Annotated in this window: 27 protein-coding genes; 15 read left to right on the forward strand and 12 right to left on the reverse strand. The window is 36.6% G+C overall.

The window, feature by feature from the left end:
- Positions 1-13 precede the first annotated feature (13 nt).
- Positions 14-1,402 (forward strand): RagB/SusD family nutrient uptake outer membrane protein, encoded by a 1,389-nt coding sequence (locus Q8S25_RS13760; RefSeq protein WP_305538709.1) that lies wholly within the window; start codon positions 14-16, stop codon positions 1,400-1,402.
- A 135-nt stretch (positions 1,403-1,537) separates the two neighbouring features.
- Here Q8S25_RS13760 and Q8S25_RS13765 read toward each other — a convergent pair whose 3' ends face one another.
- The 3 genes from Q8S25_RS13765 to Q8S25_RS13775 all read right to left on the reverse strand — a co-directional run bounded on the left by Q8S25_RS13765 (position 1,538) and on the right by Q8S25_RS13775 (position 4,587).
- Entirely contained in the window at positions 1,538-3,094 is a 1,557-nt protein-coding gene (locus Q8S25_RS13765; RefSeq protein ID WP_305538710.1) for an Rne/Rng family ribonuclease, read from the reverse strand.
- Positions 3,095-3,412: 318 nt separating this feature from the next.
- Positions 3,413-4,276, reverse strand: coding sequence for a M48 family metallopeptidase (locus Q8S25_RS13770; protein ID WP_305538711.1), 864 nt, complete (start codon positions 4,274-4,276; stop codon positions 3,413-3,415).
- Between the two features lie 26 nt (positions 4,277-4,302).
- Positions 4,303-4,587 (reverse strand): HU family DNA-binding protein, encoded by a 285-nt coding sequence (locus Q8S25_RS13775; protein ID WP_295190992.1) that lies wholly within the window; start codon positions 4,585-4,587, stop codon positions 4,303-4,305.
- 162 nt (positions 4,588-4,749) lie between these two features.
- Between Q8S25_RS13775 and mutY the strand changes: the two genes are divergently transcribed.
- From mutY to Q8S25_RS13810, 7 genes are all read left to right on the forward strand, one after another.
- A complete protein-coding gene (gene mutY, locus Q8S25_RS13780; RefSeq protein ID WP_305538712.1) occupies positions 4,750-5,838 on the forward strand; it encodes an A/G-specific adenine glycosylase in 1,089 nt (362 codons plus the stop codon).
- Between the two features lie 72 nt (positions 5,839-5,910).
- A complete protein-coding gene (locus Q8S25_RS13785; protein ID WP_295190985.1) occupies positions 5,911-6,300 on the forward strand; it encodes a single-stranded DNA-binding protein in 390 nt (129 codons plus the stop codon).
- Positions 6,301-6,340: 40 nt separating this feature from the next.
- On the forward strand, positions 6,341-7,690 hold the full coding sequence (gene gldE, locus Q8S25_RS13790; protein WP_305538713.1) for a gliding motility-associated protein GldE: 1,350 nt from the start codon (positions 6,341-6,343) through the stop codon (positions 7,688-7,690).
- Positions 7,683-8,282 (forward strand): hypothetical protein, encoded by a 600-nt coding sequence (locus Q8S25_RS13795; RefSeq protein ID WP_305538714.1) that lies wholly within the window; start codon positions 7,683-7,685, stop codon positions 8,280-8,282. Before gldE ends, Q8S25_RS13795 begins: the two co-directional genes overlap by 8 nt.
- A 35-nt stretch (positions 8,283-8,317) precedes the next feature.
- Positions 8,318-8,911, forward strand: coding sequence for a DUF3109 family protein (locus Q8S25_RS13800; protein WP_305538715.1), 594 nt, complete (start codon positions 8,318-8,320; stop codon positions 8,909-8,911).
- The gene (locus Q8S25_RS13805; RefSeq protein ID WP_305538716.1) at positions 8,904-10,280 is read left to right on the forward strand and encodes a LutB/LldF family L-lactate oxidation iron-sulfur protein; all 1,377 of its coding nucleotides are present in this window, start codon (positions 8,904-8,906) and stop codon (positions 10,278-10,280) included. Before Q8S25_RS13800 ends, Q8S25_RS13805 begins: the two co-directional genes overlap by 8 nt.
- A 5-nt stretch (positions 10,281-10,285) precedes the next feature.
- Positions 10,286-11,569, forward strand: a complete 1,284-nt coding sequence (locus tag Q8S25_RS13810) for a hypothetical protein (RefSeq protein WP_305538717.1) — start codon at positions 10,286-10,288, stop codon at positions 11,567-11,569.
- Between the two features lie 12 nt (positions 11,570-11,581).
- Here Q8S25_RS13810 and Q8S25_RS13815 read toward each other — a convergent pair whose 3' ends face one another.
- From Q8S25_RS13815 to Q8S25_RS13830, 4 genes are all read right to left on the reverse strand, one after another.
- Positions 11,582-12,502, reverse strand: a complete 921-nt coding sequence (locus Q8S25_RS13815; protein ID WP_305538718.1) for a DMT family transporter — start codon at positions 12,500-12,502, stop codon at positions 11,582-11,584.
- A gap of 5 nt (positions 12,503-12,507) precedes the next feature.
- Positions 12,508-14,001, reverse strand: a complete 1,494-nt coding sequence (gene purH / locus Q8S25_RS13820; protein WP_305538719.1) for a bifunctional phosphoribosylaminoimidazolecarboxamide formyltransferase/IMP cyclohydrolase — start codon at positions 13,999-14,001, stop codon at positions 12,508-12,510.
- Positions 14,002-14,043: 42 nt separating this feature from the next.
- Positions 14,044-16,068, reverse strand: coding sequence for a ComEC/Rec2 family competence protein (locus Q8S25_RS13825; RefSeq protein ID WP_305538720.1), 2,025 nt, complete (start codon positions 16,066-16,068; stop codon positions 14,044-14,046).
- 64 nt (positions 16,069-16,132) lie between these two features.
- Positions 16,133-17,326 carry an ATP-grasp domain-containing protein gene (locus Q8S25_RS13830; RefSeq protein ID WP_305538721.1) on the reverse strand — a complete coding sequence of 398 codons (1,194 nt, stop codon included), beginning with the start codon at positions 17,324-17,326 and terminating at the stop codon, positions 16,133-16,135.
- 124 nt (positions 17,327-17,450) lie between these two features.
- Between Q8S25_RS13830 and Q8S25_RS13835 the strand changes: the two genes are divergently transcribed.
- Entirely contained in the window at positions 17,451-17,993 is a 543-nt protein-coding gene (locus Q8S25_RS13835; RefSeq protein ID WP_305538722.1) for a DUF4136 domain-containing protein, read from the forward strand.
- Positions 17,994-18,006: 13 nt separating this feature from the next.
- On the opposite strand, the gene Q8S25_RS13840 is transcribed toward Q8S25_RS13835, so the two are convergent.
- Genes Q8S25_RS13840 through Q8S25_RS13855 form a run of 4 tightly spaced genes read right to left on the reverse strand, consistent with a single transcriptional unit; the run spans position 18,007 to position 20,444 of the window.
- Positions 18,007-18,354: a HigA family addiction module antitoxin gene (locus tag Q8S25_RS13840; protein ID WP_305538723.1), complete on the reverse strand. Its 348-nt coding sequence runs from the start codon at positions 18,352-18,354 to the stop codon at positions 18,007-18,009.
- A gap of 12 nt (positions 18,355-18,366) precedes the next feature.
- The gene (locus Q8S25_RS13845; protein ID WP_371131616.1) at positions 18,367-18,639 is read right to left on the reverse strand and encodes a type II toxin-antitoxin system RelE/ParE family toxin; all 273 of its coding nucleotides are present in this window, start codon (positions 18,637-18,639) and stop codon (positions 18,367-18,369) included.
- Positions 18,640-18,695: 56 nt separating this feature from the next.
- On the reverse strand, positions 18,696-19,976 hold the full coding sequence (locus Q8S25_RS13850; RefSeq protein ID WP_305538725.1) for a Y-family DNA polymerase: 1,281 nt from the start codon (positions 19,974-19,976) through the stop codon (positions 18,696-18,698).
- Between the two features lie 33 nt (positions 19,977-20,009).
- Positions 20,010-20,444, reverse strand: coding sequence for a LexA family transcriptional regulator (locus Q8S25_RS13855; RefSeq protein WP_305538726.1), 435 nt, complete (start codon positions 20,442-20,444; stop codon positions 20,010-20,012).
- Between the two features lie 71 nt (positions 20,445-20,515).
- On the opposite strand from Q8S25_RS13855, the gene Q8S25_RS13860 reads away from it, so the two are divergent.
- The 5 genes from Q8S25_RS13860 to Q8S25_RS13880 are packed head-to-tail and all read left to right on the forward strand — an operon-like array spanning position 20,516 to position 24,745.
- The gene (locus Q8S25_RS13860; protein WP_305538727.1) at positions 20,516-21,004 is read left to right on the forward strand and encodes a hypothetical protein; all 489 of its coding nucleotides are present in this window, start codon (positions 20,516-20,518) and stop codon (positions 21,002-21,004) included.
- Between the two features lie 56 nt (positions 21,005-21,060).
- Positions 21,061-22,500 (forward strand): phosphotransferase, encoded by a 1,440-nt coding sequence (locus Q8S25_RS13865; RefSeq protein WP_305538728.1) that lies wholly within the window; start codon positions 21,061-21,063, stop codon positions 22,498-22,500.
- An 8-nt stretch (positions 22,501-22,508) separates the two neighbouring features.
- Positions 22,509-23,228 (forward strand): sugar phosphate nucleotidyltransferase, encoded by a 720-nt coding sequence (locus tag Q8S25_RS13870; RefSeq protein ID WP_305538729.1) that lies wholly within the window; start codon positions 22,509-22,511, stop codon positions 23,226-23,228.
- On the forward strand, positions 23,228-24,265 hold the full coding sequence (locus Q8S25_RS13875) for a Gfo/Idh/MocA family protein (RefSeq protein WP_305538730.1): 1,038 nt from the start codon (positions 23,228-23,230) through the stop codon (positions 24,263-24,265). The genes Q8S25_RS13870 and Q8S25_RS13875 overlap by 1 nt, the downstream gene beginning before the upstream one ends.
- 21 nt (positions 24,266-24,286) lie before the next feature.
- A complete protein-coding gene (locus tag Q8S25_RS13880; RefSeq protein WP_305538731.1) occupies positions 24,287-24,745 on the forward strand; it encodes an acyltransferase in 459 nt (152 codons plus the stop codon).
- A 22-nt stretch (positions 24,746-24,767) separates the two neighbouring features.
- Here the strand turns inward: Q8S25_RS13880 and Q8S25_RS13885 are convergent, their stop codons facing one another.
- Complete coding sequence (locus tag Q8S25_RS13885; protein ID WP_305538732.1) at positions 24,768-25,919, reverse strand: acyltransferase family protein; 1,152 nt, start codon at positions 25,917-25,919, stop codon at positions 24,768-24,770.
- 96 nt (positions 25,920-26,015) lie between these two features.
- Between Q8S25_RS13885 and Q8S25_RS13890 the strand changes: the two genes are divergently transcribed.
- A partial coding sequence (locus tag Q8S25_RS13890) for a GDP-mannose 4,6-dehydratase (RefSeq protein WP_305537146.1) occupies positions 26,016-26,240 on the forward strand: 225 nt, incomplete at its 3' end.

A 26,240-nucleotide genomic window follows, 5' to 3' on the forward strand; every position in this document is an offset into this window, starting at 1 on the left:
AATACTAACTATTATGAAAATATTAATCAACAACATGAGTAATTACTTTAAAGCAGCTTTGCTTTTGGGTACTATTACACTGGTAAGTTGCGAAAAGAGACTGGATATTGCTCCTACAGCAAGTATTGCTGATAACCTTGCATTAAACACCGAAGGTGATGTATTGGTAACTTTAATTGGTGCTTATGATGGTGCTCAAAGTGCAGCTGCATATGGTGGAGATATCATGGTATTGAATGACCTAATTGGTAATTCAACCAATATCAACTTTACTGGTACATTCGCAGGCTTATCTGATGCATATCAAACCCAAATGGTTTCTGATAACGGTTTTGCCCGTGATACTTGGGCTGCTTGTTACAATACCATTAATCGTTGTAATAATGTATTAACTGCGGTGGCTAAAGTAACTTCTTCTACAGCTAAGAAAAATTCAGTAGAGGGTGAAGCTTTAATGCTAAGAGCATCTATGTATTTTGAATTGGTAAGATTATATGCAAAGTTTGTAGGAGATGGCGATTATGCAACCAACCCAGGTGTTCCTTTGGTTTTAACCCCAACAGGTAACGTAACAGACGCAAACTATCCTGCTAGAGCTACAGTGAAAGCGGTGTATGATCAAGTGATTGCAGACCTTGTTAAAGCAGAAACATTATTGCCTAACTCAAACGGCAACTATGTTAGCAAATGGGCTGCTGCAGCACAATTGAGCAGAGTGTATTTGATGGTTAAAGATTATGCTAATGCAAGAGATGCAGCTAACCGTGTTATTACTGGTAGTGGCAAATCTTTGGCAGCTAATTTTGGCAGCAACTGGTTTACATTCATCAATAATGCAGGTGGAACTCCTGGAGAATACTTGTTCTCTTTGAAAGTTACAGCTCAAGATGGTACAAACTCTCAGAATACATACTTCGGAAGAAATGTGGGTATTGCTGGAACTGCCGGAAGAAGTGATTGCAAAATCAGACTGACTCATATTAATGCATATGAAACAGGTGATTTCAGAAAAGGATATTTCACTTTAAGTGGAGGTAACTATTATACCAATAAGCATTTAGATCGTTTTGGTGACGTTGCTATTATTCGTTTGGCTGAAATGTTCCTAACTCGTGCAGAGTGTAATCAACGTTTAGGTACCATCATTGGTGCTACTCCTTTGGCTGATATCAACAGAATCCGTAACAGAGTTGGTTTGACTTCATTACTAACCGTTTCTTTAGCTGATATTACCAAAGAAAGATCATTTGAATTGGCTTTTGAAGGGCATACATTAATTGAAGCTAAGCGTTTACAAACCACAGTTGGTACCTTAGCTTGGAATGATGCTAAGTTAATTTTACCAATTCCAAGAAGAGAAACCGACGTAAACAAGAATCTTGTTCAGAATGCAGGATACTAGTAGTTTACTTAGATAGACTTTTATACATAAATAAAACCCCGGTCATTTTTAATGAACCGGGGTTTTTAATTTGGATTAACCTTTAATTTTTTATATTAAGTTAACTATTAGTCATTTGAATTGATTGATGAATAACTACAGTTTGATCTCTTCGTCGTGCTCATTAAAGAAGCGGAACTCTACAATATGATAATTGGTGTTGGCCTTAATGGTAATTTTTGTTTTGAATTTTTTATTCCATTTCCTAATGATAGAGCTAAAGAAAAGGCCTTTAGTTAAGTGAGAATAAACAATTGGGTTCACCACCAATGTGAGATTTTTATGTGCATGAGAAGTTAAATAATACAATCGCTTTTCAATCTCATCTTCTAATAACAATGTTGATGTGATTTTTCCAGATCCCTTACATACTGGGCAAACTTCAGCTGTATTGATATTTACTTCAGGGCGCATGCGTTGACGGGTAATTTGCATTAACCCGAACTTAGAAATTGGAAGAACAGAATGTTTAGCTCGGTCGGTTTTCATAAAACCTTCCATAGCTTCCTGTAATTTTCTTTTGTTATCGGGCAATTTCATATCAATGAAATCAACCACAATAATGCCACCTATATCTCTTAATCTTAGCTGCCTTGCCATTTCTTCAGCAGCTTCAAGATTTGTTTGTAAAGCGTTCTCTTCTTGATTATTGCTTACACTTTTGTATCCACTGTTTACATCAACAACATGCAAAGCTTCGGTATGCTCTATAATTAAATATGCGCCACTAGGCAAATTAACTGTTTTACCAAAAGAGCTTTTAACTTGTTTGGTAATACCATAGTGATCAAAAATGGGAAGACCATTTCCTTGAAATAAACTTACAATGTCTTTTTTATCTGGGGCAATTCTTTGAATATAGGCTTGGATATCGTTAAAAATGGTAGAGTCATTTACCACCACTTTATTAAAATCGGCACTAAGCAAATCTCTAAGTATGCTGGTTGTTTTCGTTTCTTCACTTAAAATTCTAACAGGTGCTACAGCGCCTTTTAGTTTTTTCTGAATCCCATTCCAATTGTCGATGATACTTAATAAATCTTGGTGTAACTCGGCAGTACTTTTACCTTCTGCAGCGGTTCTTACAATAATTCCAAAATTCTTAGGACGAATTGCTTCTACAATTTTATGTAAACGCTTTCGCTCGTCGCCTGAATGTATTTTTTTTGAAACAGCTACTATTTCATTGAATGGGGTAACCACCACAAAACGACCTGGCAAAGAAATTTCACAGCTTAATCGTGGACCTTTGGCTGCAATGGGCTCTTTTAATATTTGCACAAGCACATTGGGTTTGCCATTTAAAACCTCATTAATTTTTCCTGTTTTTAATATTTCAGGTTCAGTTTGAAATTTTGAAAAATCAAATCCATTTGGCTCTTTATCGTGCATGGCCAATTGGGTATATTTAATGATTGATCTTGCGTATGGGCTTAAATCGGTATAATGAAGGAATGCATCCTTTTCATATCCAACGTCTACAAATGCGGCGTTTAATCCAGGAATGAGCTTCTTCACTTTGCCTAAATAAAGATCACCCACAGCAAAGTTCATATCTGTGCTTTCGCTATGAAGCTCAACCAGTTTTTTTTCTTCTAGTAAGGCTATTTCTACACCGGTTGTTCCGGCATTGATAATTAATTCTTTATTCACAGGTTCGCAACTTTAAAATACAGTAATAGGTACCTAATTGCAGGACCTATCATCTACTTAACCTAAACTATGCTGCTGAAGAAGGAGGAGGAGTAAAGTTGCAGAAAATTAAGAGGCAACAGCAAAAGGTAGATAAGTATTAAAAGCATTGCACGCTGGGTGCAATGCTTTTAAATATGTGCAAAAGGAGAATTATTTATTCTTCTTCTTATGACGATTCTTTCTTAGACGTTTTTTTCTTTTGTGCGTCGCAATTTTATGACGCTTTCTTTTCTTACCACAAGGCATACAAAGAGATTTAAATAGTTAAAAAATAATTTATTTTTTCAATTCCATGATTCTGTTGTTCAGCTCTTCTTTAGCTTGCGGAATTTTCACCAATTGTTTTGCTTTTTCGTAATAAAGAATCGCATTTGGTTTGTCTCCTTTAAGGTCATAACATTCAGCTATATGAAATACAGCTTCAATATTGTCTGGTTCCTTTTGCACAATTAGTAAAAAACGTTCAATGGCTTTATCATATTGACCACTTTTTTTACCTCCGAGCGCAAGCATCATCTGCCCATAAATATTTCCGGGGTCCTTTTCTACCACTTGACGTATCATATTAATGCCCTCCATAGGGTTAGAACTAATATTGCCAAATAGGAAACAAGAACCTAGTCCAATTCTGCTTGAATCATTTGCAGGATTGATTTTAAGGGCATTCTCTAAAAGAACTTTCGCATTGTTTGCTAACCATGTTTGCATGGCTGGATCACCCGACATCATCAGGCGGTCTAAAAACAAGCGGGCGGCAAAGGTGAGGCTTTTTTCAGAATTTTCCAACTTCGCAGCTTCAGAAGTATAATATGCGTATAATTCAAACTTTCTGGCAGAGTCTAACCAGAACCTAGCCATTTCATGAAAAGCATGAATTTGCTGCTCTTTTACATCTCCTCGGGTAACAGAATTCTCCAACGCAGTAAGCCTTTGAGCTTGATTGGGCGTTATGGTAGCTTTAGCTGAGGCTAAAATACTTGTAAAATCAATTTTTTGGGGGGATTCAGCAGAATGATCATGTCCATCACCTTCAGAATGAGTGGTAGCTGCTGTTTTATCTGGAACAGTTTTGCCGCCTATATAAAGCGCAATACAAAGGATCAATGCAATTGCAGAAAGAACGTATTGTTGTTTTTTCACTTTTAGTTCAGTTTCGGCAAAGGTAACTACTTACGCTTGCTTTTTACTTCACTAACAAATTCTTTAGCAGGTTTAAATGCTGGAATAAAATGTTCAGGAATTTCAACAGCAACATTCTTCTTGATATTTCTACCAATTTTAGCAGCCCTTTTTTTTGTAATAAAGCTACCAAACCCTCGTATATAAATGTTTTGACCTTGAGACAAATTTTCTTTTACTTCTTTAAACATCGTCTCAAGCGTTACCAAAACATCTACTTTTGGGATGCCTGTTTTTTCCGAAATGTTATTGATGAGATCTGATTTTCTCATTATTAATTGTTTTTATAATAAGTTGTTGGTTTAAAGTAACAAAAAAAAGGTGAATTACCCAAAAAATAAGCGCTCTATTTTGTGACATTATCAAATAATTCAATTAGTTACAGTTGTAAATTTGATTATATATTAATAAAATGAACGGCCAAATAACCCCATATGCCCCTTAAAAATAGCTTAAAAATCAACTTAGATGCCTTTTTTACGCAAAAACTCATGCTATGGAATAAACAGGAGAATAATAGAAAAATGCCTTGGAAAGGAGAAAAAGATCCTTATAAAATATGGCTAAGTGAAGTCATGTTGCAACAAACTAGGGTAGAACAGGGATTAGACTACTACAATAAGTTCATTGAGGCGTTTCCTACCATTGGGTTGCTCGCTAATGCTAAAGATGAATCTGTTTTTAAATTATGGGAAGGTTTAGGGTATTATAGTAGGTGCAGAAATTTGTTGTTTACGGCAAGGTATATTGCTTTTGAATTAGGCGGTCAATTTCCCGACAACTATGAGGCCATTTTAAATCTAAAGGGGGTAGGGCCCTATACTGCAGCTGCCATTGCTTCATTTGCATTTGATCAACCTTATGCTGTGGTAGATGGAAATGTATTTAGAGTAATTGCTAGGTATTTTGGAATTGAAAAGCCAACTGACACCAATGAAGGCAAAAAATATTTTGCAGCGCTTGCAACACAACTATTAGACAAGTCTCAACCAGGCAAATATAATCAGGCCATTATGGATTTTGGGGCTACCATTTGCAAGCCGGCATTGCCTTTGTGTAACAATTGTGTAATGGCAACTAATTGTGCAGCTAAAATAAATAGTCAGGTTAATCAATTGCCCATTAAAACGAAAACCATCAATCGAAAAAAGCGATGGATATATTATATGGTTTTTCATTACAGAGGCAGTATCGGTATAAAGCAAAGAATGCAAAAAGATATCTGGCAGAGTTTATATGAGTTTTATGCTATTGAAGCTTCAGCCGGTTTAACCTGGAATAACGATTCGGTAAATGAATGGCTACAAAATCAGGTGGGAATTAAAAAGTCAAGCATTTTGAAAATTTCCGCTGTAAAAACCCAGCAATTAACCCACCAACAAATAACTAGTCAGTTTATTCATATTGAACTAAGCCAGTCTCCAAAGTCTCTACAGGGCCTAATTTGGATAAATGAAAACGAGCTCAAACAATTTGCTTTTCCAAGATTAATAACAGCTTATATGGAAACATTTAACAGTTAAATAGTTGGGAGGATGGTAGGTTAATAAAAAAATGGGTATTTTTAAGAAGCGGTTTTTCTAAAACAAATGCATATGCGCGGAGTAAATAAAGTTATGCTTATTGGTAATCTGGGCAAAGATCCAGATATCCAGCAATTAGAAGGGAATATTGGCGTTGCTAAATTTCCTTTGGCCACAACCGAAACATATAAGGACAGAACGGGAAAGCTGGTTTCTCAAACAGAATGGCATACCGTGGTTTTGTGGCGCGGTTTGGCTGATTTGGCTGAAAAATATTTACATAAGGGAAGTTTAATATACATAGAGGGAAGATTACGAACCAGAAGTTGGGAAGATAAAGACGGGAATAAAAAATTTGCAACTGAAGTAGTAGCAGATAACTTGATTATGTTAGACAAGAGAGCCGACGGAACAGCCGGACCAGGTTCTGGAGAGCCCGATTATGAATCTCTTCCATTTTAATTGTTTCAGAAACGATATTTTTGCTTTCTAACCAAATTCAGTGGCTTTGGATTATTATCCTGTAACCGATTTACTTTCTTCAATTCACATACTGGCAGCATTGCAGGCACAAGGCACAACTATTTTAGTAATGGTATTGCTGTTCTTGTTTTTTTTATCTTTTGTGTTATCGGGTGCAGAAGTTGCATTCTTTTCTTTAACACATAAAGACATCAATTTATTGAGGTCTAAACAAATTCCAACCTACCAAAGAATAGTTGACTTATTAGAAGAACCTAAAACATTTTTAGCATCACTATTAATTGCCAACAGTTTTGTTAATATCACCATTATTATTGTTTCAAATTTACTCATCGATAATTTATTCAATTTTGAACAATACGGCGCTGCTTGGGTAGAATTTATTATTAAAGTAATAGCTGTGTCATTCATGTTGGTTTTATTTGGAGAAGTAATGCCAAAAGTGCTGGCTACTCAAAATAATATTCGATTTGCCAAAGACTTTGGTGGAATTGTTCAAGCAATGACTTATTTGTGTACGGGCTTAGGAAAAAAGTTGGTTAAATATTCAGATAAATTAGAAAGGGTATTGAATAATAAAAATAGTAATGCCTATAGTTTAGAAGAATTAGATCATGCAATAGATATTACCACAGATAATACAGCATCTGAAAACGAAAAAAATATTCTGAAAGGAATTGTGAAGTTTGGAAATATTTCGGTTAAGCAGGTAATGAAAACAAGGGTAGATGTTCATGGGGTAGATGAAGAAATTAATTTTGCAGAATTATTAGATATTGTAAGAGACTTGAATTATAGTCGATTGCCTGTGTATAAAGAAGGCTTAGACCATATTACAGGTATGATTCATACCAAAGACCTGTTACCTTATTTAGACGAACCATCCAATTTTAATTGGAAGAGTTTATTAAGGCCACCATTTTTTGTTCATGAGCAAAAAATGATTGAAGATTTGTTGCAAGAGTTTCAAATGAAGCGAATACATTTTGCCATTGTGGTAGACGAGTTTGGGGGCACAAGTGGTATTATAACATTAGAAGATATTTTAGAAGAAGTAATTGGAGAAATCAAAGATGAGTTTGATGAGGAAGATGCTGGCTATAAAAAATTAGATGAACATAATTATATTTTTGAGGGTAAAATGATGATTAATGATGTGTGTAAAATCATGAATATTGACCTCAATACATTTGATGCTCAAAGAGGCGAGAGTGATTCAATGGCAGGATTGGTATTAGAAATTGCCGGGGAAATTCCGCAACTAAATCAAATAGTAACTACCGATGAGTTTGATTTTACTGTTTTAGAAGTTGCTAAGAATAGAATATTAAAAGTTAAGTTGACCATTAAAGAAGGAAGGGATGAGTAAGATAGCAGCTTGTTTTTTTTTTATTGCAATAAGTTTTTTTTATGCCTGCAATAGTTCCTTTACACCCAAGCCAACAGGTTATTTTAAAATTGATTTCCCAATAAAAAAATACCAACTTTTTCAAGAGTCAGGTTACCCTTATAGTTTTGAATATCCTGTATATGCACGTGTTACCAAAGACAGCACTTTCTTTGGTGAAACCACTGAAAATCCTTGGTGGATTAATATTGATTTTCCACAGTTTAGTGGAAGAATTTATATAAGTTATAAGCAAATTGGATCCAAAAATAATTTTGATTCATTAATTAGAGATGCATTTACTTTAACTGGAAAACATACTTCTAAAGCCTATTCTATAGACGACTCATTATTGGTTAACCCATACAATGTAGAAGGTGTTTTTTTTAAGGTTGGGGGGAATGTAGCCACCGCCAATCAATTTTTTCTTACAGATTCAAGCAGACATTTTTTAAGAGGGGCTTTGTATTTTGATGCAACACCCAATGAAGATTCGTTGAATATAGTAAACCAGTTTTTAATGGAAGATGTTAAACACTTAATTAATAGTTTTACTTGGCGTAAACAGCCATAAATTAAAGGGTTATCTTTAACCAATAAGTTAAATACATGATAGCAATAGACCAGATATTAATAAGCGATGAAGTAGTAGAAGAACATTTTGTTTGTGATCTTACTAAATGTAAAGGAGGATGCTGTGAAGATGGAGATGCTGGCGCTCCCATGGAAAAATGGGAATTGGAAAAATTAGATCAATACTTTAATGAAATTTTGCCATACATGACCGAAGAGGGGAAAGCGGAAGTTGAAAGGGTGGGTAAATATACCTACGATCAAGAATTTGGTTGGGTAACACCCACTATTAACGGGGGCATTTGCGCTTACGGAAAAAAAGATGCAACAGGCACCATTATATGTGGAATAGAGCAAGCATATAACGATGGAAAATTGGATTGGAAGAAACCCCTCAGTTGTCATTTATTTCCAATACTAATTAGAAAAAGTAAAAGAGATCCAGATGTTGAGTATGTAAATTATCATCCAAGAGAAGATTTATGCAAACCAGGATGCAAGTTGGGGAATAAATTAAAAGTGCCTGTTTATGTTTTTCTGAAAGATGCATTGATTAGAAAATATGGCGAAACTTTTTATGAAACATTAGCTGCAACTGCAGCAGAAATGAAAAAGAACAACAATGAGTAATACTGCTGCAAACTTTATAGCTAAAAGCACTATTAAAGCTGCTGATCTAGAACATAGAAGAAAAATCAACTTCAATATTGGAAAGTACAATGCTGTAGTTCCAATAGGCAAAAAGCAGTTTACTAATATGATGCCGGCGAGGGAAGTGGCAAAGAATAAAAAATGGGAAGCCATAGAGCATTTAGATAAATATTTATTAGCGTTCGAAGAAAAAATTACAGCAAGGGGAACGAAGGTTTTGTGGGCAGAAACTGCCGAAGAGGCGTTGTCTCATATAGGAACTATTTGCAAGGAAAAACAATGCAAAACGCTAGTGAAGAGCAAGAGCATGGTTACCGAAGAAATTCATCTAAATAGTTATTTAGAGCAAAATGGAATCGAAAGTGTTGAGACTGATTTAGGTGAATATATACAGCAGTTAGATGGGGAAGCGCCTTACCATATTGTAACTCCTGCTATGCATAAAAGCAAAGAGGATGTGGCACGTCTATTTGCAGACAAATTAGGGGTACCTGGAGGGCTAAGTCCAGAGGAACTAACCATGGTTGCCAGGCAAAAATTGAGAGAAAAATATGTTCAAGCAGAAATTGGTGTTACTGGAGCCAATTTTATTTTGCCAGATATAGGCGCAATTGCCATTACAGAAAATGAAGGAAATGGAAGGTTGAGTTGTGCTTGGCCTAAAACCCATATTGTAATTGTGGGTATTGAAAAAGTAATTCCTTCGGTGCACGACTTGGCTTTGTTTTGGCCATTACTTTCTACTTATGGAACAGGTCAAAGGGTAACCGTTTACAATACCATTATTTCAGGACCTAAACAAGCCAATGAAACAGATGGTCCTGAAGAAATGATTGTGATTTTGTTAGATAATGGCAGAACCAATTTGTTGGCCAATAAAACCGCCAGGGAAGCATTGTATTGTATAAGATGTGGAGCATGTTTAAACGCTTGTCCTGTATATAAAAATATTGGAGGCCATGCTTATGATACTACTTATAGTGGCCCTATAGGAAAAGTTATTACGCCTTATTTAAAAGGATTGGATGAGTATAAACATTTAAGTTATGCATCTTCGCTTTGCGGTAATTGTACAGAAGTTTGTCCGGTAAGAATCAATTTGCATGAGTTGTTATTAGATAATAGACACGAGGCCGTGGTACAAGGAAATAGTAGTTTAGCCGAACGAATAGCGTGGAAGGTTTGGAAAACAGCTAGCATGAATAGGGTATTGATGAATGCAGGAAACGGCAAGATGAAAAATTGGGTAGTGAATAAAGTATTTCAGGGCTGGACTGCACATAGATCAGAATTAGATTTTAGTGCTAAAACATTTAATGAGTTATGGAAAGAAGCCAATAATTCATAATAAACATGTCAGCATCAAATATCCTCTTAATTTATGCAGACAAGCAAACACCACGTTTAGAATATATTGTATCTACTTTATTTCAAGGAGAAGCCAGTATTACCAATCAACTTGAGGAATTCAAAAGATATAGTGGAGCAAGAATCAATTATTCTAGCAATACTATTGAAGGTATTACTTGTCATATTTATCCGCACGGTTTATTGCAGGAAAATAATATTACCGAGCAAGAAATCAATATCATTCAATGGAAGGGTTATCCTGCTTTTTTTGAAACTGCTGGCAGTATTTCCTTCGATTTATTTTCAGCAGCTTTTTATTTAATAACACGATACGAAGAATGGCTACCACATCAAAAGGATGAGCTTGGAAGATACCAACCAGAACAATCATTGGCTTATCAAAATGGATTCTTGCAATTCCCCTTGGTTAATTATTGGTTAGCACAATTGACCACAGCGTTGAATATCAGAATGCCCTACCATTTTTCATTCAAGCCCAGTTATGATATTGATATAGCATACAGTTATCTGCATCATAATAGTATCAGAAATACCTTAGGTTATTTTAAGCACCTTATTCAGTTAAAATTTAATCGGGTAGTAGAGCGTTTACAAGTATTGGCGGGAGTTCAAAAAGACCCTTATGATATTTATGATTGGTTGCATTTATTACACGATAGTTTACAGTTAAAACCCTTGTATTTTTTCTTAATATCTGCTAAGAGAGATGCATTGCATAAAAATGTTTCACCAGAATCTGCAGCTATGCAAGCGTTGATGATTGCTCACGGAAAAAAGTACACAGTAGGATTACATCCTTCTGTAGCTCAAAAAAATACATTGATAAAAGAGAAGAAAAATCTTGAACAAATCATTCAACAGCCAGTTAAGCATTCTAGACAACACTATATTTATTTGAATTTCCCTGACACCTATGAAACCCTTGCAAATGCTGGAATTGAAGCAGACCATTCCATGGGATATTCGCAAATAAATGGGTTTAGGGCTTCATACACAAAACGCTTTAACTGGTTTAATTTAGCAACCAATCAATCTACTTCATTAGTCATTTTCCCATTTTGTTATATGGACGCCACTGTTATTTTTAATGAAAAAAAAACGGTTGGGGAAGCAGCTCAAGTATTAGCAGAAATGTATTCTTTTTACAAACAATATGGAGGTGATTTTATTCCCATATTTCACAATAACTTTTTGACCCTGCAGCCAGATTTTATTGAGTGGAGAAATATGTATGCTGATTTTTTATTGAAGCATTGCACAAAATAAAAAGCAAAGAAGCTAACTTTTATTCTCTACACTAGCTTGCTGTGCTTTTTGTTTTTTCAAACTTTGGTTAACCATATACACACCAATGATGGTAATGATAGATCCAATAACAATTTCTTTGGTTAAGGGCTCGTGCACTAAATAGGAACCAATTACAATTGCTACAATGGGGTTTACATAAGCATACAATGCAGCCACCGAAGCTTCAAGATGCTTCATCGTATATAAAAATGCAACTACTGCAATTAATGAACCCATAATAACCAAATAAATAATTGCATACCAAGTTTGTGCTGGAAATTGAGCAAATGGCACCAGATTATTGGTAACACCTGCAGCCATAAATAGAATAAGTGAGGAGAAAAGCATTTCCCATCCAATAGCATAATAGGGGTTGATATTAATTTGCTTCCTAGCAATAATAATGGTGCCCACACTCCAGCTAAGCATAGCAATTACAGAAACTAAAATGCCTATCCAATAGTTGGGACTTTGGTTATGAAATGCATTGTCATAGAATACAATGGCAATGCCGCTAATGCCTAAAAGAATTCCTATGAAAGTGAATAATCCAATGCGGGTGTTTTTAAAAAAGATTTTTTCAATAATTACCACACTTAAAGGGTAAAGTGCAGCAATAAGCGCAGCCAAGCCACTAGAAATATATTTAACTCCTACTGTTGCTAAGCCATTTGCAAATACAAACAAGAGTACCGACATACCTGCTAACCAAACCATTTGTTTGAGATTGGGAAGTTTCTCTCCTTTCAATAAAAAGAAGCCTGCAAATAATGAACCTGCAATCAATTGCCTGGTTGCAGACACTTGTAACGCAGGTGCATTTTGCACAGCATATCTACTGGCCACCCAACTGGTACCCCATACAATACTAGTAACGGAGAGTGCTAAATATGCTTTTTGTTTGGTTGTCAATAGTATTAGTGTTTAAAGTGTCTGGTACCCGTCATTACCATGGCTAATTGGTTGCTCAAGCAATATGCTACACTGTCTTTATCTCTTACAGATCCACCTGGTTGAATAAAAGCTTCCATACCCGCTGCGTGTGCAATTTGTACACAATCGTTAAAAGGGAAAAATGCATCTGATGCCAATACCGCGCCTTTTAAATCGAAATTAAATTGCTTTGCTTTTTCTATAGACTGACGCAATGAGTCAATTCTGCTTGTTTGGCCACAACCTTTACCAACCAATTGCAAATCTTTAACCAATGCAATGGCATTGCTTTTTAAATGCTTGCAAATAATATTGGCAAATACAAGGTTGTCCTTTTCTGATGGAGTACAAACTCTTCCACCAACTTCCTCCCATTTTTCAAAGTTGCCTTGATCGGTATCTTGAATAAGCGTACCATTCAAAATAGATTTCTGCATTGTAGCAGTTTTAAAATCCTTTTGATTCAGCTGTAATAAAATTCTATTCTTTTTACTTTTTAAAACAGTTAAAGCAGCTTCATCAAATGCTGGTGCAACCAATACTTCAAAAAATATTTCATTAATAGCTTCTGCTGTTGCTGCATCAATGGTATTATTACAAACCAAAACGCCACCAAAAGCACTTTCTGGATCACCAGCTAATGCTGCATCCCATGCTTGTTTAACAGAAGATCTAGCGGCAACTCCACAAACATTGGTATGCTTAATAATAGCAAAAACTGCTTCATTGTAATTACTGAAATCGGTAATCAATTGAATTGCAGCATCTACATCTACTAGATTATTATACGAAAGTTCTTTTCCGTTTAATTGACTAAATACTTTTGTTAGGTCTCCCTTAAAGCTGGCTTTTTGGTGAGGGTTTTCTCCATAGCGTAAAACCTGTTCTGCTCCTGGATTAAAATAATTGCTGATGGCAATATCGTAATGCATAACCACTTCAAAAGCTTTTGCAGCAAATGCTTTTCTTTGTTCAATGGTTGTTTCCCCTTTTTGACTAATCAATAAGGCTTCTAATTCGGCATAACTGTCTTTTGCAGCAATAACGGTTACATCTTTAAAATTTTTTGCAGCTGCACGAATCATAGAAGGCCCACCAATATCAATTTTTTCAATGATGAGTTTTTCTTCGTTGGTACTCTTAAGGGTTTCTTCAAATGGATATAAGTCTACAATAACCAAGTCAATTTCTGGAATCTTGTATTCTTGCATCTCTTGCAAATCTTGCGGTTCATATCTCCTGCCTAAAATACCGCCAAATACAACAGGATGCAATGTTTTAACTCTGCCTCCTAAAATAGATGGATAAGTAGTTAAACTTTCCACTGGTACACAGTTGATTCCTAGATTTTCTAGAAAAGTTTGGGTGCCGCCAGTAGAATAAATGGTGATGCCCAATTCTTGTAATTGGCGGGCAATAGGCTCTAAACCATCTTTGTAAAAAACAGAAATCAGCGCAGAATTAATTTTTTTTTGCATATGTTTTGCTTTCAGCCCGCAGGCAGTTAAATGGGGCAAAAGTTAGAGATTGTATTCAAACGCACCTTGTTCGGGTACAGAATGATGGCGCAAATGTAAGCGGTCTGCTTCTTTTTTCCATAGCTGTATTTTCCACAAGGGGTTGCTACTGTCGAAAATCAATTTGGCTTGGGGGTATCGTTTTGCTATTTCTGCAAATGGAATTTGTACTCCCCCGGCTAGTATAATTAAATCAATTTCGGGCACCACATTTAAAATAGGAAAGGACAACCTAGGATGAACCAACAGCACTTTTTTGTTGGGACCTATCATAAAAGGAGCACGTAAATAAACCCTAGTTTGTAACAATGGATTACCTGCTCTGTAGATTGTTCGGGTTGGTGAGAGATAGTTGTTTTTTAATAAAGTATTTTGTTCTAATTGGTGGTCTCCAATATACCGATGCCCCAATCCCTCCAAAATATCTATGGAAGTATATTTGGGTGCATGGTATACAATTAATTTCTGCTGCTGCTGTAGTTGAATCAAACTCATAGAGCGAATAGCAACAAACAAAATGATTCCACTGCAGCTCAACCAAAAAGCCCTATTATTTTTTTGTGCTATCCAAACTGCACAACCAACAATACATACATATAAGCAGATGGTTTGTGCCAAAGACACTTGTATATATTCTGTTAGCGCGAATGGTAGGCTTGCACTATTTTGGATAAAATCATTTAGTTGTACAATCAACCATTCTGTTATTGCGCCTACTGGTTTTGCTATAAAACTAATTGGTGCAATAACCAATAAACCAATCAATAAGTAAAGAATAAAACCTGAAATAGGAACTGCTATAAAATTGGTGAATAAAAATAGATTGGGAAAGCTATTGAAATAGTAAAGTAGCAATGGAAGTGTTAGCAATTGTGCTGCAAAAGTTACACTGCATAATTGCCAACAATGCCGAAGTATTTTGTTTTTTATATAGAGCCACTTTTCAATGGGTTTTGCAAATAGTACTATGCCAATAACTGCTGCATAGGACAATTGAAATCCAATATCCCATAAGAACAAGGGTCGATATAAAAGTAGGCAGAATGCAGATGCTGCAAGGGTATTAATGATGTAATTGGGCCTATTTTGTTGCTCACTCAATAATAAAAAACTAAACATTACAGCAGCTCTTAATACTGATGCGCCTGCACCTGTGAGCATTGTAAAGCCCCATATTATCAATAGAATAAGGGCTCTTTTTAACCAATGTAGTTTTTTGAAACGGTTCATGGGTTTAAATAACCATAGTAAGAGCGCATAAATCATTCCTAAATGCAAACCACTGATAGCAATAATATGTATTACACCAGTGTTGCTGTAAGCGTTCATTAATTCTTTATCTAGGTTTTTTTTATACCCAATTAATAATGCTTCTGCCACACTTCTCTCTTTAGGAATGGGAATATATTTTTCTAATACACTTAATACAAATAGTTTGGTTTTACTTAATAATGAAGCAGATGAATTTAATTTATTAATAATGGTAAAATCAGCGGGAGTTAAATAAATCTGGTGATGAATTTTTTGGCCGGCTGCGTATTCCTTAAAATTAAATCCACCGGGGTTGCTGGTATTGGCAATGGGTAATGGTTTTTTATGTAACTGAATTGTGGTACCTGCATTCAATGAATAAATATTGGTAGTTGGATGAAAATATATTAACAGTAAAGTTTCACCCATTGCAGCTGTAGCTTGGTAGCTATTGGGTTTTTTAATTGGACTTTCTTGCAATATTACCCTTGCTTTAATTTGAATAATTGTTTTTGTGGCAAGTTGATAAACTCCAATTCCTACTCCAGTAAAAGCTACCAAAATAGACAGTCCAGCAATCCATTTTTTTTTGAAATAAGCCAGCGTTGAAAATTGATTGGTTACTATCCATACAGCAGTAGATGCGCTCAAACTCAATAACAGCAACCATTGAGGGATGGGTATATATTTACCCAATAGAATACCCAATACCAACGCAATCGTAATACGTGTTAGGGGAAATTGCCACCAACTCCTTTCTTTAAAAATAGTTGCCATTGAATAAACCTAAATAAAAAGGCTGCAGTTTTTTGCTGCAGCCTCAAAATCAGGTATTAATACCTTATCTACTCAGGTTCATACTACGCTCTTTGTAAAGCGTTCTGAAATAAGGGTCTCTTAGGTCTTTAATAAAGCGAATGGCTTCACCTGTGCTCTTCATTTCTGGTCCTAGCTCTTTGTTTACGCCAGGGAATTTATCGAAACTAAATACGGGTTCTTTAATGGCATACCCTTCTAGTTTTTTCTCCATGGTAAACTCAGACAACTTAGCAGCACCCAACATTACTTTGGTAGCAATATTCAGATAGGGAATTTGATAAGCTTTCGCAATAAAAGGAGTGGTTCTAGATGCACGAGGGTTTGCCTCAATAACATATACTTTGCCATTTTTAATGGCAAATTGGATATTGATAAGCCCCTTGATATTTAAAGCGCGTGCAATTTTTTCTGCATAAAATTCCATGGTTTCAATTACCAATGGCGTTAAATTAAATGCTGGCAAAACTGCATTACTATCTCCACTATGAATACCAGCTGGTTCAATATGTTCCATCACTCCCATGATATGAAATTCTTCGCCATCAAAAATGGCGTCTACTTCAGCTTCCTGGCACCTGTCTAAGAAATGATCAATCAAAATTTTATTTCCTGGAATATGTTTTAACAAACTAATGACCGCTTTCTCTACTTCCTCGTCGTTAATTACAATTCTCATGCGCTGACCACCAATAACATAGCTAGGTCTAACTAACACAGGGTAGCCTACTTTATTGGCTACTTCAATAGCTTCCTCGGCATTGTATGCAGTACCGTATTCAGGATAAGGAATATTTAGTTCTTTAAGCAAATCGCTAAAACGACCCCTGTCTTCGGCAATATCCATGTTCTCAAAAGAAGTACCCACTATTGGAATGCCTTTCTCGTGTAAACGCTTGGCCAGCTTTAAAGCAGTTTGACCACCCAACTGAACAATGATTCCGTCTGGCTGCTCTAGCTCAATGATTTCCCATAAATGCTCCCAAAATACCGGTTCAAAATAAAGCTTATCTGCCATATCAAAATCAGTGGAAACTGTTTCAGGATTACAATTCACCATAATGGATTCGTAACCACATTCTTTAATAGCCAAGAGGCCATGTACGCAACAGTAATCAAATTCAATTCCCTGTCCAATGCGGTTGGGGCCGCTACCTAAAACAATTATTTTTTTCTTCTTAGAAGGGATTGATTCGTTGGAGTTCAGTGTAGGGTTCATTTTTTACAAGAATTCTGCAAAATTAAGGGGTCTGAACAATTTTGGCTGTTATTTTTTTCATCCATACATTAGTTAACTTTGAAATACATGCAGGGCTGATTGATTAAATCTTTAAAATATTCATATGAAACCAATTTGTATTATCCTTATTGCTAGCTTTTTATTTGCCTGTTCAGCCCCGCGCGTATTAGATGTATCCACTGCGCCGGAAGCCGATTTTAGTAAGTACAAAACCTTTGCGTTTTATGAAGTCACTGCATTGGGAGATACCATTACCGAAGGGTTTAATGAGCGTATTGGGTATTTAAAAAAAGCCATTACTGCTGAAATGGGGCAACGTCAATTTAAACAAGTGAATAACAATGCAGACCTCTTGATCAATATTGGGATTGCTATTAAACTAGAAGTTCAAACGCGCGAAACTGATTGGAGAACAGATGGTATGATGAAATATATGGGGCAACGGAATTACAAATGGGAGTCTAAAGAAATTGAAGTAGGCAGATATAGAAGAGGAGCCATTACGCTACATATAGTGGATGCTGCTAAGAATCATATGCTTTGGACTGCTACCCTTCGGGGATCATTGCCCGATGACAGTACCAAAGTGGCAGCATTTGCACAAAAAGGAATTAATCTTTTATACAAACAGTTTCCGGTTCAGTAAATCTTATAACTGGTTAAAGTACTATTTTTTTTCTTTTTTTTGTACTCGTTTTTACTGCTAATCCTTTGCTGAATGGTCTAATATCGGTTAGGCTAATTTTATTTGAAGCAGCAAAAAGATCATAATTACGCTGCAGGTTCAGCCAAAATTCGGGTGTTGTATTAAAAGCTTTAGCTAATCTTAGAGACATTTCTGCACTTACAGCAACCTTTCCATTAACTAGCTCTGATATGGTTTTTCTAGCCACCTTAAATTTGCTGGCCAACTCAGTTAGTGTAATTTCCATTGGAGTTAGATACATTTCCTTTAAGATGAATCCTGGATGCGACGGAGGCAATCCTCTTTTTAACCGTTCTTTCATAAAGTTTTCATTTTAATGGTAATCAACATAATCTACCAGATACGCTTTCTGGTTTTCAAATCTGAAAATGATTCTATAATTACCCGTAATTGTTACTGACCAGAAGCCCTTTAGCTCTCCTTTCAATGCATGCAGCGATGACCCTGGATAATTAATATCATCAATCAATTCAGTAGCATCAAGTATTTCAAGCACAAGTCCTATTCTAGGAACCTGTGCTGGTGGAAGTTTTTTTCCATCGTTTTTTGTCCAAAGAAGTTTAAGACCCTTGTGGCGAATACTCACAATCATAAGTAAATGTAACTATATAGGTTACAGCAAAAAAATATTTTTTAGCAAGCTTATATAACTTTGCATAATTCCTCCCAACGCGAAGTGTAGCGAGGGCTGCGCAGTTCTTGACGCATTTTCCAATTGCGTTGAGTGCCTGCAGTAGCAAATTGAATCATGTCGTTGCGCATAGCAAAATTGATATTATCGATGGTGCTCATGAGTAGTCTATTTTGTTGAGGCGCTTTTTGTGCAAACAAATTTCCTTGCACCGATTCATCTGGAACAATGCTGCTTAAAATAACGCCTGCTTTTTTATAGATGCATCCTTCTTCAAAGAGTTGGTCTACCAGTTCCACAGCAGGTTTAATCAATTCATTGGTAGCAGCCGTTGCAAGTGGTAAATGAATGTAACCACCTACACTATTGCCGTGTCTGAATTTTCCCCCATTGTTTTCTTGTTTGGGTACCACAAAAACATAAATGACAGAAGCAGCAGATTGTTGTCTTCGTAGTTTTTCTGCAGCCCTAGTAATATAAGTAGCAATGGCTTCTTTAATATGTTCTTTGCTGGTTACATTCTTGCCAAACATACGCGTAGTCGCAATCATTTTTTTATTCAGCAGTGGGTCTTTCATTTCAATGCTCTTGATGCCGTTTAATTCTCTCAGCAATCGTTCTCCTACAATACCTCCCATATTTTTTTGTACCCAGGTAGCGGGCATACCGCGCAAGTCAAAAGCGCTATTGATATTGTATTTGCGCAATTTTTCTGCATACTGCCTGCCTACGCCCCAGATGTCTTCAACAGCAGTTCGTTGCAATGCATCTGCTATTGTTTCTGGTGAATCAAGTACCATGATACAATTGGTAGCCGCTTTATTTTTTTTAGCTAATCTGTTGGCCACTTTACTCAATACTTTGGTGGGCGCCACACCAATCGATACTTTAATGCCAGTCCATTGTTCTACGGTATCTTTTAGGTGGAGCGAAAACGCCGCCAACTGTTCCTGCGCAATATGATCGAGCGTAATAAAGCATTCATCCACCGAATACACTTCTACCGAACCAGCGGGCAAGAGTAGTCGCAGGGTTTCCATTACACGCCAGCTAAGATCCCCATACAAATTGTAGTTGGAAGAAAAAGTATGAATGCCTTTTTGTTCAATCAACTGCTTGGCCTGAAAATAAGGCACGCCCATGGCTACGCCTGCTTGCTTGGCTTCGTCGCTGCGCGATACAATACAGCCATCGTTGTTGCTGAGTACCACTACGGGAGCGTCTTGCAAGGCAGGCAAAAAAAGCCGCTCACAAGAACAGTAAAAACTATTGCAATCAATTATTCCAATCATATTTGTTTGAATAATAGCGACGCTCTTGAATAATTATACTGCATGAATAGAATAAGTAACCACCCCCCATACTTGGGCACGTTCATCAAAACCGTTGAGTTGGATATCCGAAAATTTTTTGTTCTCAGCCACCAACGTTAGTTGGTTAAAATTTTTGTGCAACCTTCTCACCAGTAATTCGCCGTCTAAAATAGCGATGATGATTTTGCCACTAAGGGGTTTGATGCTTCGGTCTACCACTAAGGTATCTCCACTAAAAATACCTGCACCCGTCATGGCATCGCTGTTCATCCTAAAGAAGAACGTGGCTGGTTTATTGTGTACCAACTGTTCATTTAAGTCGATGCCTCGCTCCATATAGTCGTCGGCAGCAGCCCCAAATCCAGTGGCATTGGCAGTGGGCACTTCCCACTGTGTGTATTGCTTAGAGCCCTTGTAGGCGGCCCCGTACCCGATTTCCCCATCCATAAAATAAATTTTTACTTGCTAAATTATTTAGTAAATTTATACTAAAATAGTTATCAATTAAATTTTTGTTTATGCAGGCAGGATATGTTTTGAACAGCGCTCAACAGCCCCATATTACCAGTGAAAGGGAGCAATATTTGCTAATGGCTTATCCACATTTTGCCGAGAATCAACAGGATAAGCTCCCTATTGAAATAGCGGTATTTGAAGCCACTGAACAAATGGAAGAAACCATTATCCGTTGGATGCATCGCATCATTAGTAATAAAGAACAATTTACCATTCAAATAGCGCAGCAGATAGACGATGCCACAGGCAGATTGCAAGTGCGTATTGCAGATACCACGCCCTTTCAACAACTGGCAACCCAATTAAATGTGGTGAGTCAATACATTAGCAGTTACCAGTGCAAGGAAATTTATTTTAGTGTAAGGCCTTATTTGCGCAGTAACCAACCTTGTTTTGCGGCTTTGTTTACCATTACCGAATTGGTGCTGATGCGCAAGCGGTATGAGCAAGACGATTATCGCCAAGTAAATGTATTTGGGCTTAAACCCTGATTGATGCAGGTGCTTTGAAGACTTAGCTTTATTTTCGTTAAAACTAGCAACGTTTAATGGAATCAGTTATAGCAGCAATTGAAGCACTTTGTAGTCAAGTATTAAAGCTAACCCCCGACCGAATAGAAAAACTACCTCAAAGTGGAAGCGACCGAATTTATTTTAGGGTATATGCAGGTGAGCAAACATTTATAGCCACTTACAATATCAATACAAAGGAGACCGCCACATTTGTATACTTCAGCAAGCATTTTAAGCAAGCGCATTTACCCGTTCCAGCCATTTTAGGCGTGAATGAAACCAATACGATTTATATACAAGAAGACTTAGGAACCGATTCTTTACTGAATAAATTAGAAGCCCACGGGCACGGCGAATATTCCTATCAATTGTTTCAGCAAAGTTTGGCGCAATTGGCCAAGGTGCAAGTGTTGGGCCATAAAGGGTTAGATTATAGTTGGTGTTTAACTGCAAAAGAATTTGGCAAGCAGGCCATCATGAGCGACCTCTTGTATTTTAAATATTATTTTTTAGATACCCTTCAATTGCCTTACGATAAGCAGGCGATGCTAGACGATTTTGATGCACTCAGTACTTATTTAACCAGAACGCAGAATAAGTTTTTCATGTTCCGCGATTTCCAGAGCAGGAATATAATTGTGCAAAACGATGAAGTACACTTTATAGATTACCAAGGCGGTATGCAAGGTGCATTGCAATATGATGTGGCTTCTTTATTGTGGCAGGCAAAAGCAGAATTAAGTGAAGAATGGAAAGATAATTTATTGGAATATTATATGGATCAGGTAGATCCATTATTAGAAGAGCCAGTAGACCGAATTACTTTCGTAAGTCAATACAATGGATATGTATTGATTCGGTTGTTGCAAGTATTGGGTGCTTATGGATTTAGGGGCTTATTTGAGCGGAAAGCACATTTCTTAGCGAGCATACCACTGGCTTTGCAGAACCTTAAATTCTTTATTGAGCACAAGCGAGTAGGGATTGTTACACCTGAATTTGACAGAGTATTAAAACTGGTGGTAGATCAACATATGATCAACAAGTTTGTTGCTCCACAAGCCAACGAAAACACTCCATTAACAATTGAAGTAAATAGTTTTAGTTACAAGCGAGGCATACCCGTAGACGACACAGAGAACGGGGGAGGATTTATGTTTGATATGCGCGGTATTTTAAATCCGGGCAGATTTGATGAGTATAAAAAATTAACAGGCAAAGACAAGCCTGTGCAAGATTTTTTAGAACAGCGAACCAAAATGGATAAGTACCTAAACAGTGTTTGGGATTTGATAGACATTACTGTGGAAGAATATTTGAGTAGAGGCTTCGCCAATTTGATGATTAATTTTGGTTGCACAGGTGGACAACACAGAAGCGTTTATGCAGCAGAGCAAACAGCTAGACACTTAAGAAACAAATACAAACTGAAAGTGAATTTAACACATACCAATAGCGCAAACTGGGTTAAATAAAGTATCGTATGAAAGCAATGATTTTTGCAGCGGGATTAGGTAGCAGGCTGAAGCCCTGGACAGATCATCATCCAAAGGCATTGGCTCCAGTAAATGGGAAGTCCTTATTAGAGCGAAATATATTGTACTTGCAACAATATGGTATCAAAGAAGTTGTGGTGAACGTACACCATTTTGCCAATCAAATTATTCAAGCAATTGAAACCAATAATGGATGGGGTTCTACGATTACTATTTCGGATGAAACAGATGAAGTATTAGAAACAGGAGGAGGTTTAAAAAAAGCAGCGCATTTTTTTAAAGGAGAAGAGCAACTGGTAATCATGAATGCAGATATTCTAACCAATATGCAGCTAGATCAAATGATACAGCAGCATAAGCAAACAAATGCATTGGCTACACTAGCAGTATCACAAAGAACTACTTCTCGGTATTTTCTATTTGGCGATGATAGTAAATTAAAAGGCTGGAGGCACGAAGGAACCGGAGAGGTAAAGCCTGTAGGCCTTGATACCAATGGATTACACAGTAGAGCGTTTAGTGGAATACATGTTGTTCAACAATCGCTATTTGCAAAAATTAAACAAGAGGGAAAATTCTCGATGGTAGATGTTTACTTAGACTTGTGTGCAACAGAAAATATTTATTGCTTTGATCATACAGGTGCATTGTTATTAGATGTAGGCAAACCAGAGAGTTTAAACAAAGCAGCCAGCTTATTTTTTTAATGCATAATCCAATTCATTTTGCACTCATTGGTTGTGGCAATATTGCTGCAGAACATGCAACACAAATTAGCCGTGTTGGCAAATTGGTTGCAGTTGTAGATATTGATCTTGCAAAAGCAAAAGTATTGGGAGATTTATATGGGGTTCCTTTTTTTGAAACTGCTACTGCATTATATACTACTGTTCAAAAATTAGATGTGGTTGTAATTGCAACGCCCAATGGATTGCATATGGCACATGCTATAGAAGCCATGCAAGCTGGTTATCATGTATTGGTAGAGAAGCCTATTGCACTAAGTGTAACAGACATTCATCAAATGCAGGCAATATCCAAACAAACCAACAAACAGGTTTTTTCGGTCATGCAAAATCGATTTAATCCGCCTGTAAAATTGATTCATCAGCTGTTACAACAACAAGCATTGGGTATTATAAAGCATGTTCAAGTAAATTGTTTTTGGCATAGGCCTGCAGCTTATTATATTAATAGTTGGCACGGAACCATGGAATTGGATGGAGGTACTTTGTTCACCCAGTTTAGTCATTTTGTAGATTTGCTTTGTTGGTTATTTGGCGAAGTTGAAACCATAGATGCGCAATTTAAAAATACCAATCATCAGGGTCTCATTGAATTTGAAGACGAAGGAAAAGTGGATATAAAATTTAGATCTGGCATAAGTGCTACAATGGATTATTCAGTAAACGAACCTATTGCAAATAGAGAAGGGTCGCTTACTATTTTTTCTTCAAAAGGAATGATTAAGGCAGGGGGAGCATACTTAAATACGTTGGAATTTGATGTTGACGATGCAGCGCTTGCGGCTGAATTGAAAAAACAACTCAATGCAATCAATAAAGAGCAATATACACCGAACAACTATGGCCATTACAAAGGAAGCATGCGCAACCATCATTTGGTATACGATAGTTTACAAAACAGTTTGATGTACCAAATTCCTTATTACACAACAATAGAAGAAGCAAAAAATACGATTGACCTGATTAATCTCATATATCAGGCACGAAAGTTGAATTAACTTGTATAAAACTCAAGCACTATGTTACCTACTTTTAATTTAATTGAGTCTTCAGTACGAGACGTTCAATTTGGAAAAAATGTAACGGTTGTTGGACCTGCTAATATTTACGGATGCCATATTGGGCACGACAGTTTTGTTGGTCCTTTTACAGAAATTCAAAAAGACGTAACCATTGGTGAGCGATGCAAAATACAATCACATAGTTTTATCTGTAGTTTAGTTACTATTGGCAATGATTGTTTTATTGGACACGGCGTAATGTTCATTAACGATTTATTTGATGAGTTAAAGCCTGCTAGAGACCAAGCTAAATGGCAACCTACCCATATTGGGAACCATGTTTCCATTGGCAGCAATGCCACTATACTTCCTGTTCGTATTTGCGACCATGTGGTCATTGGTGCAGGAGCGGTAGTAACCAAAGACATTACTGAGTCAGGTGTGTATGCAGGAAACCCAGCTAGAAAAATTAGATAAAATTGGATTCCGCTTTCTTAAATTAAACCTTGATATAGATTTTTTTCTTGTCTAAAACATAAACAATCAGCCAATAAAATGCAATCATAATTAGGGCGTACACCAAAGAGCCCACCCTAGGGTCGTCGGCAATAGGTTTGCATAATGTATTGTAAAACCAAGGTAAGAATGAAGTATAATGGTTGGTGCCATCCTCATTAATTTTATCAACCCAACGAAATAAACCAGCTATTCTTGGTAAGAAACCACTCAATACAAAAATGAATAAGGGGTTTTTTCCAAATACATCAAAGAACCTGCTCCAAGCACCTTTGGCTTCTTTAAACTCTATGGCATAAATCATTACTCCAATAGTTAAAATAGCCAAGCCTGTTGTATAAATGGTATAGCTGCTGGTCCATATTTTTTTATTGATAGGGAAAACCAAGTCCCAGCAATAGCCTGTTACTGTTAACACAATGCCAGCAACCAATAAGCCACTCAACATATCTGTATTTTTTCCTTTCAATTGAATGTATTGGCCTACTAAGAACCCAAAAATCACCTGTACAATGGCCGCAGGAGTACTCATAAAGCCCTCAGGGTCAAAAGGAACACCTTCTCCTTTATAAATATGATTAACCCCCAAAATATCAATATCTATGGGGTTGCCAAACCAGCCCTGCAAGCTATAAGGGTCACCATCGGCGCCTAAGGCATAAGAGGCAAACCAATAGAGTAATAAAATAGACATTCCAATAATATAAGCTCCCTTTGTTTTACCATAAAAAACTATTACAGATGCAAAAAAATAGCAAAGTGCAATTCTTTGTAAAACCCCTAAAATCCGCACATTTTCCCATGATTTCCCAACTAATTCGGCTCCATCCCATTTTACAAACGGGCTCCAGTGTAATAAAACCCCAATTCCAAAAATGAGTAAAGTGCGTTTGATAACTTTTTTCCAAAACTCCCCAGCGCCGGCAGCTTCAAATCGAGGCATCACAAAAGCCATGGCATTTCCTACAGCAAATAAAAAGAAAGGGAACACTAAATCTGTTGGCGTTACACCATGCCAAGGCGCATGTTTTAATGGTCCAAAAATATGGCTCCAACTCCCTGGGTTGTTTACCAGAATCATGAGTGCTACAGTAGCCCCTCTAAAAACGTCTAAGGAATAGTATCTATTACCCATATTTAAACAGTTCAGGCTAAGATAATTCAAATGCTTTAGCAAGCCAATTTATATAGATATGCATTTAAGGTTGCATATTTGCATCAATAGAGTGTCATGAAAAAAGCATTAATCACAGGAATAACCGGACAAGACGGTGCATATTTAGCAGAATTACTGCTGAAGAAAGGCTATGAAGTGCATGGAATAAAACGCAGAAGTTCTTTGTTTAATACACAAAGAATTGACCATTTTTATGAGGATCCGCATATACCAGATCGTCATATGGTATTGCATTATGGAGACCTTACAGACAGTACTAATTTAATTCGGATTATTCAA

The sequence above is a fragment of the Sediminibacterium sp. genome (assembly GCF_030695065.1).
GTDB lineage: Bacteria > Bacteroidota > Bacteroidia > Chitinophagales > Chitinophagaceae > Sediminibacterium.

Coding starts and splice junctions, on each gene's coding strand:
- Q8S25_RS13800 (WP_305538715.1), top strand. CDS start 8,318: ATGATAGCAATAGACCAGATATTAATAAGCGATGAAGTAGTAGAAGAA.
- Q8S25_RS13870 (WP_305538729.1), top strand. CDS start 22,509: ATGAAAGCAATGATTTTTGCAGCGGGATTAGGTAGCAGGCTGAAGCCC.
- Q8S25_RS13850 (WP_305538725.1), bottom strand. CDS start 19,976: ATGATTGGAATAATTGATTGCAATAGTTTTTACTGTTCTTGTGAGCGG.
- Q8S25_RS13875 (WP_305538730.1), top strand. CDS start 23,228: ATGCATAATCCAATTCATTTTGCACTCATTGGTTGTGGCAATATTGCT.
- Q8S25_RS13840 (WP_305538723.1), bottom strand. CDS start 18,354: ATGAAAGAACGGTTAAAAAGAGGATTGCCTCCGTCGCATCCAGGATTC.
- Q8S25_RS13760 (WP_305538709.1), top strand. CDS start 14: ATGAAAATATTAATCAACAACATGAGTAATTACTTTAAAGCAGCTTTG.
- mutY (WP_305538712.1), top strand. CDS start 4,750: ATGCCCCTTAAAAATAGCTTAAAAATCAACTTAGATGCCTTTTTTACG.
- purH (WP_305538719.1), bottom strand. CDS start 14,001: ATGCAAAAAAAAATTAATTCTGCGCTGATTTCTGTTTTTTACAAAGAT.
- Q8S25_RS13795 (WP_305538714.1), top strand. CDS start 7,683: ATGAGTAAGATAGCAGCTTGTTTTTTTTTTATTGCAATAAGTTTTTTT.
- Q8S25_RS13825 (WP_305538720.1), bottom strand. CDS start 16,068: ATGGCAACTATTTTTAAAGAAAGGAGTTGGTGGCAATTTCCCCTAACA.
- Q8S25_RS13805 (WP_305538716.1), top strand. CDS start 8,904: ATGAGTAATACTGCTGCAAACTTTATAGCTAAAAGCACTATTAAAGCT.
- Q8S25_RS13855 (WP_305538726.1), bottom strand. CDS start 20,444: ATGGATGGGGAAATCGGGTACGGGGCCGCCTACAAGGGCTCTAAGCAA.
- Q8S25_RS13835 (WP_305538722.1), top strand. CDS start 17,451: ATGAAACCAATTTGTATTATCCTTATTGCTAGCTTTTTATTTGCCTGT.
- Q8S25_RS13810 (WP_305538717.1), top strand. CDS start 10,286: ATGTCAGCATCAAATATCCTCTTAATTTATGCAGACAAGCAAACACCA.
- Q8S25_RS13785 (WP_295190985.1), top strand. CDS start 5,911: ATGCGCGGAGTAAATAAAGTTATGCTTATTGGTAATCTGGGCAAAGAT.
- Q8S25_RS13860 (WP_305538727.1), top strand. CDS start 20,516: ATGCAGGCAGGATATGTTTTGAACAGCGCTCAACAGCCCCATATTACC.
- Q8S25_RS13865 (WP_305538728.1), top strand. CDS start 21,061: ATGGAATCAGTTATAGCAGCAATTGAAGCACTTTGTAGTCAAGTATTA.
- Q8S25_RS13830 (WP_305538721.1), bottom strand. CDS start 17,326: ATGAACCCTACACTGAACTCCAACGAATCAATCCCTTCTAAGAAGAAA.
- Q8S25_RS13880 (WP_305538731.1), top strand. CDS start 24,287: ATGTTACCTACTTTTAATTTAATTGAGTCTTCAGTACGAGACGTTCAA.
- Q8S25_RS13775 (WP_295190992.1), bottom strand. CDS start 4,587: ATGAGAAAATCAGATCTCATCAATAACATTTCGGAAAAAACAGGCATC.
- Q8S25_RS13885 (WP_305538732.1), bottom strand. CDS start 25,919: ATGGGTAATAGATACTATTCCTTAGACGTTTTTAGAGGGGCTACTGTA.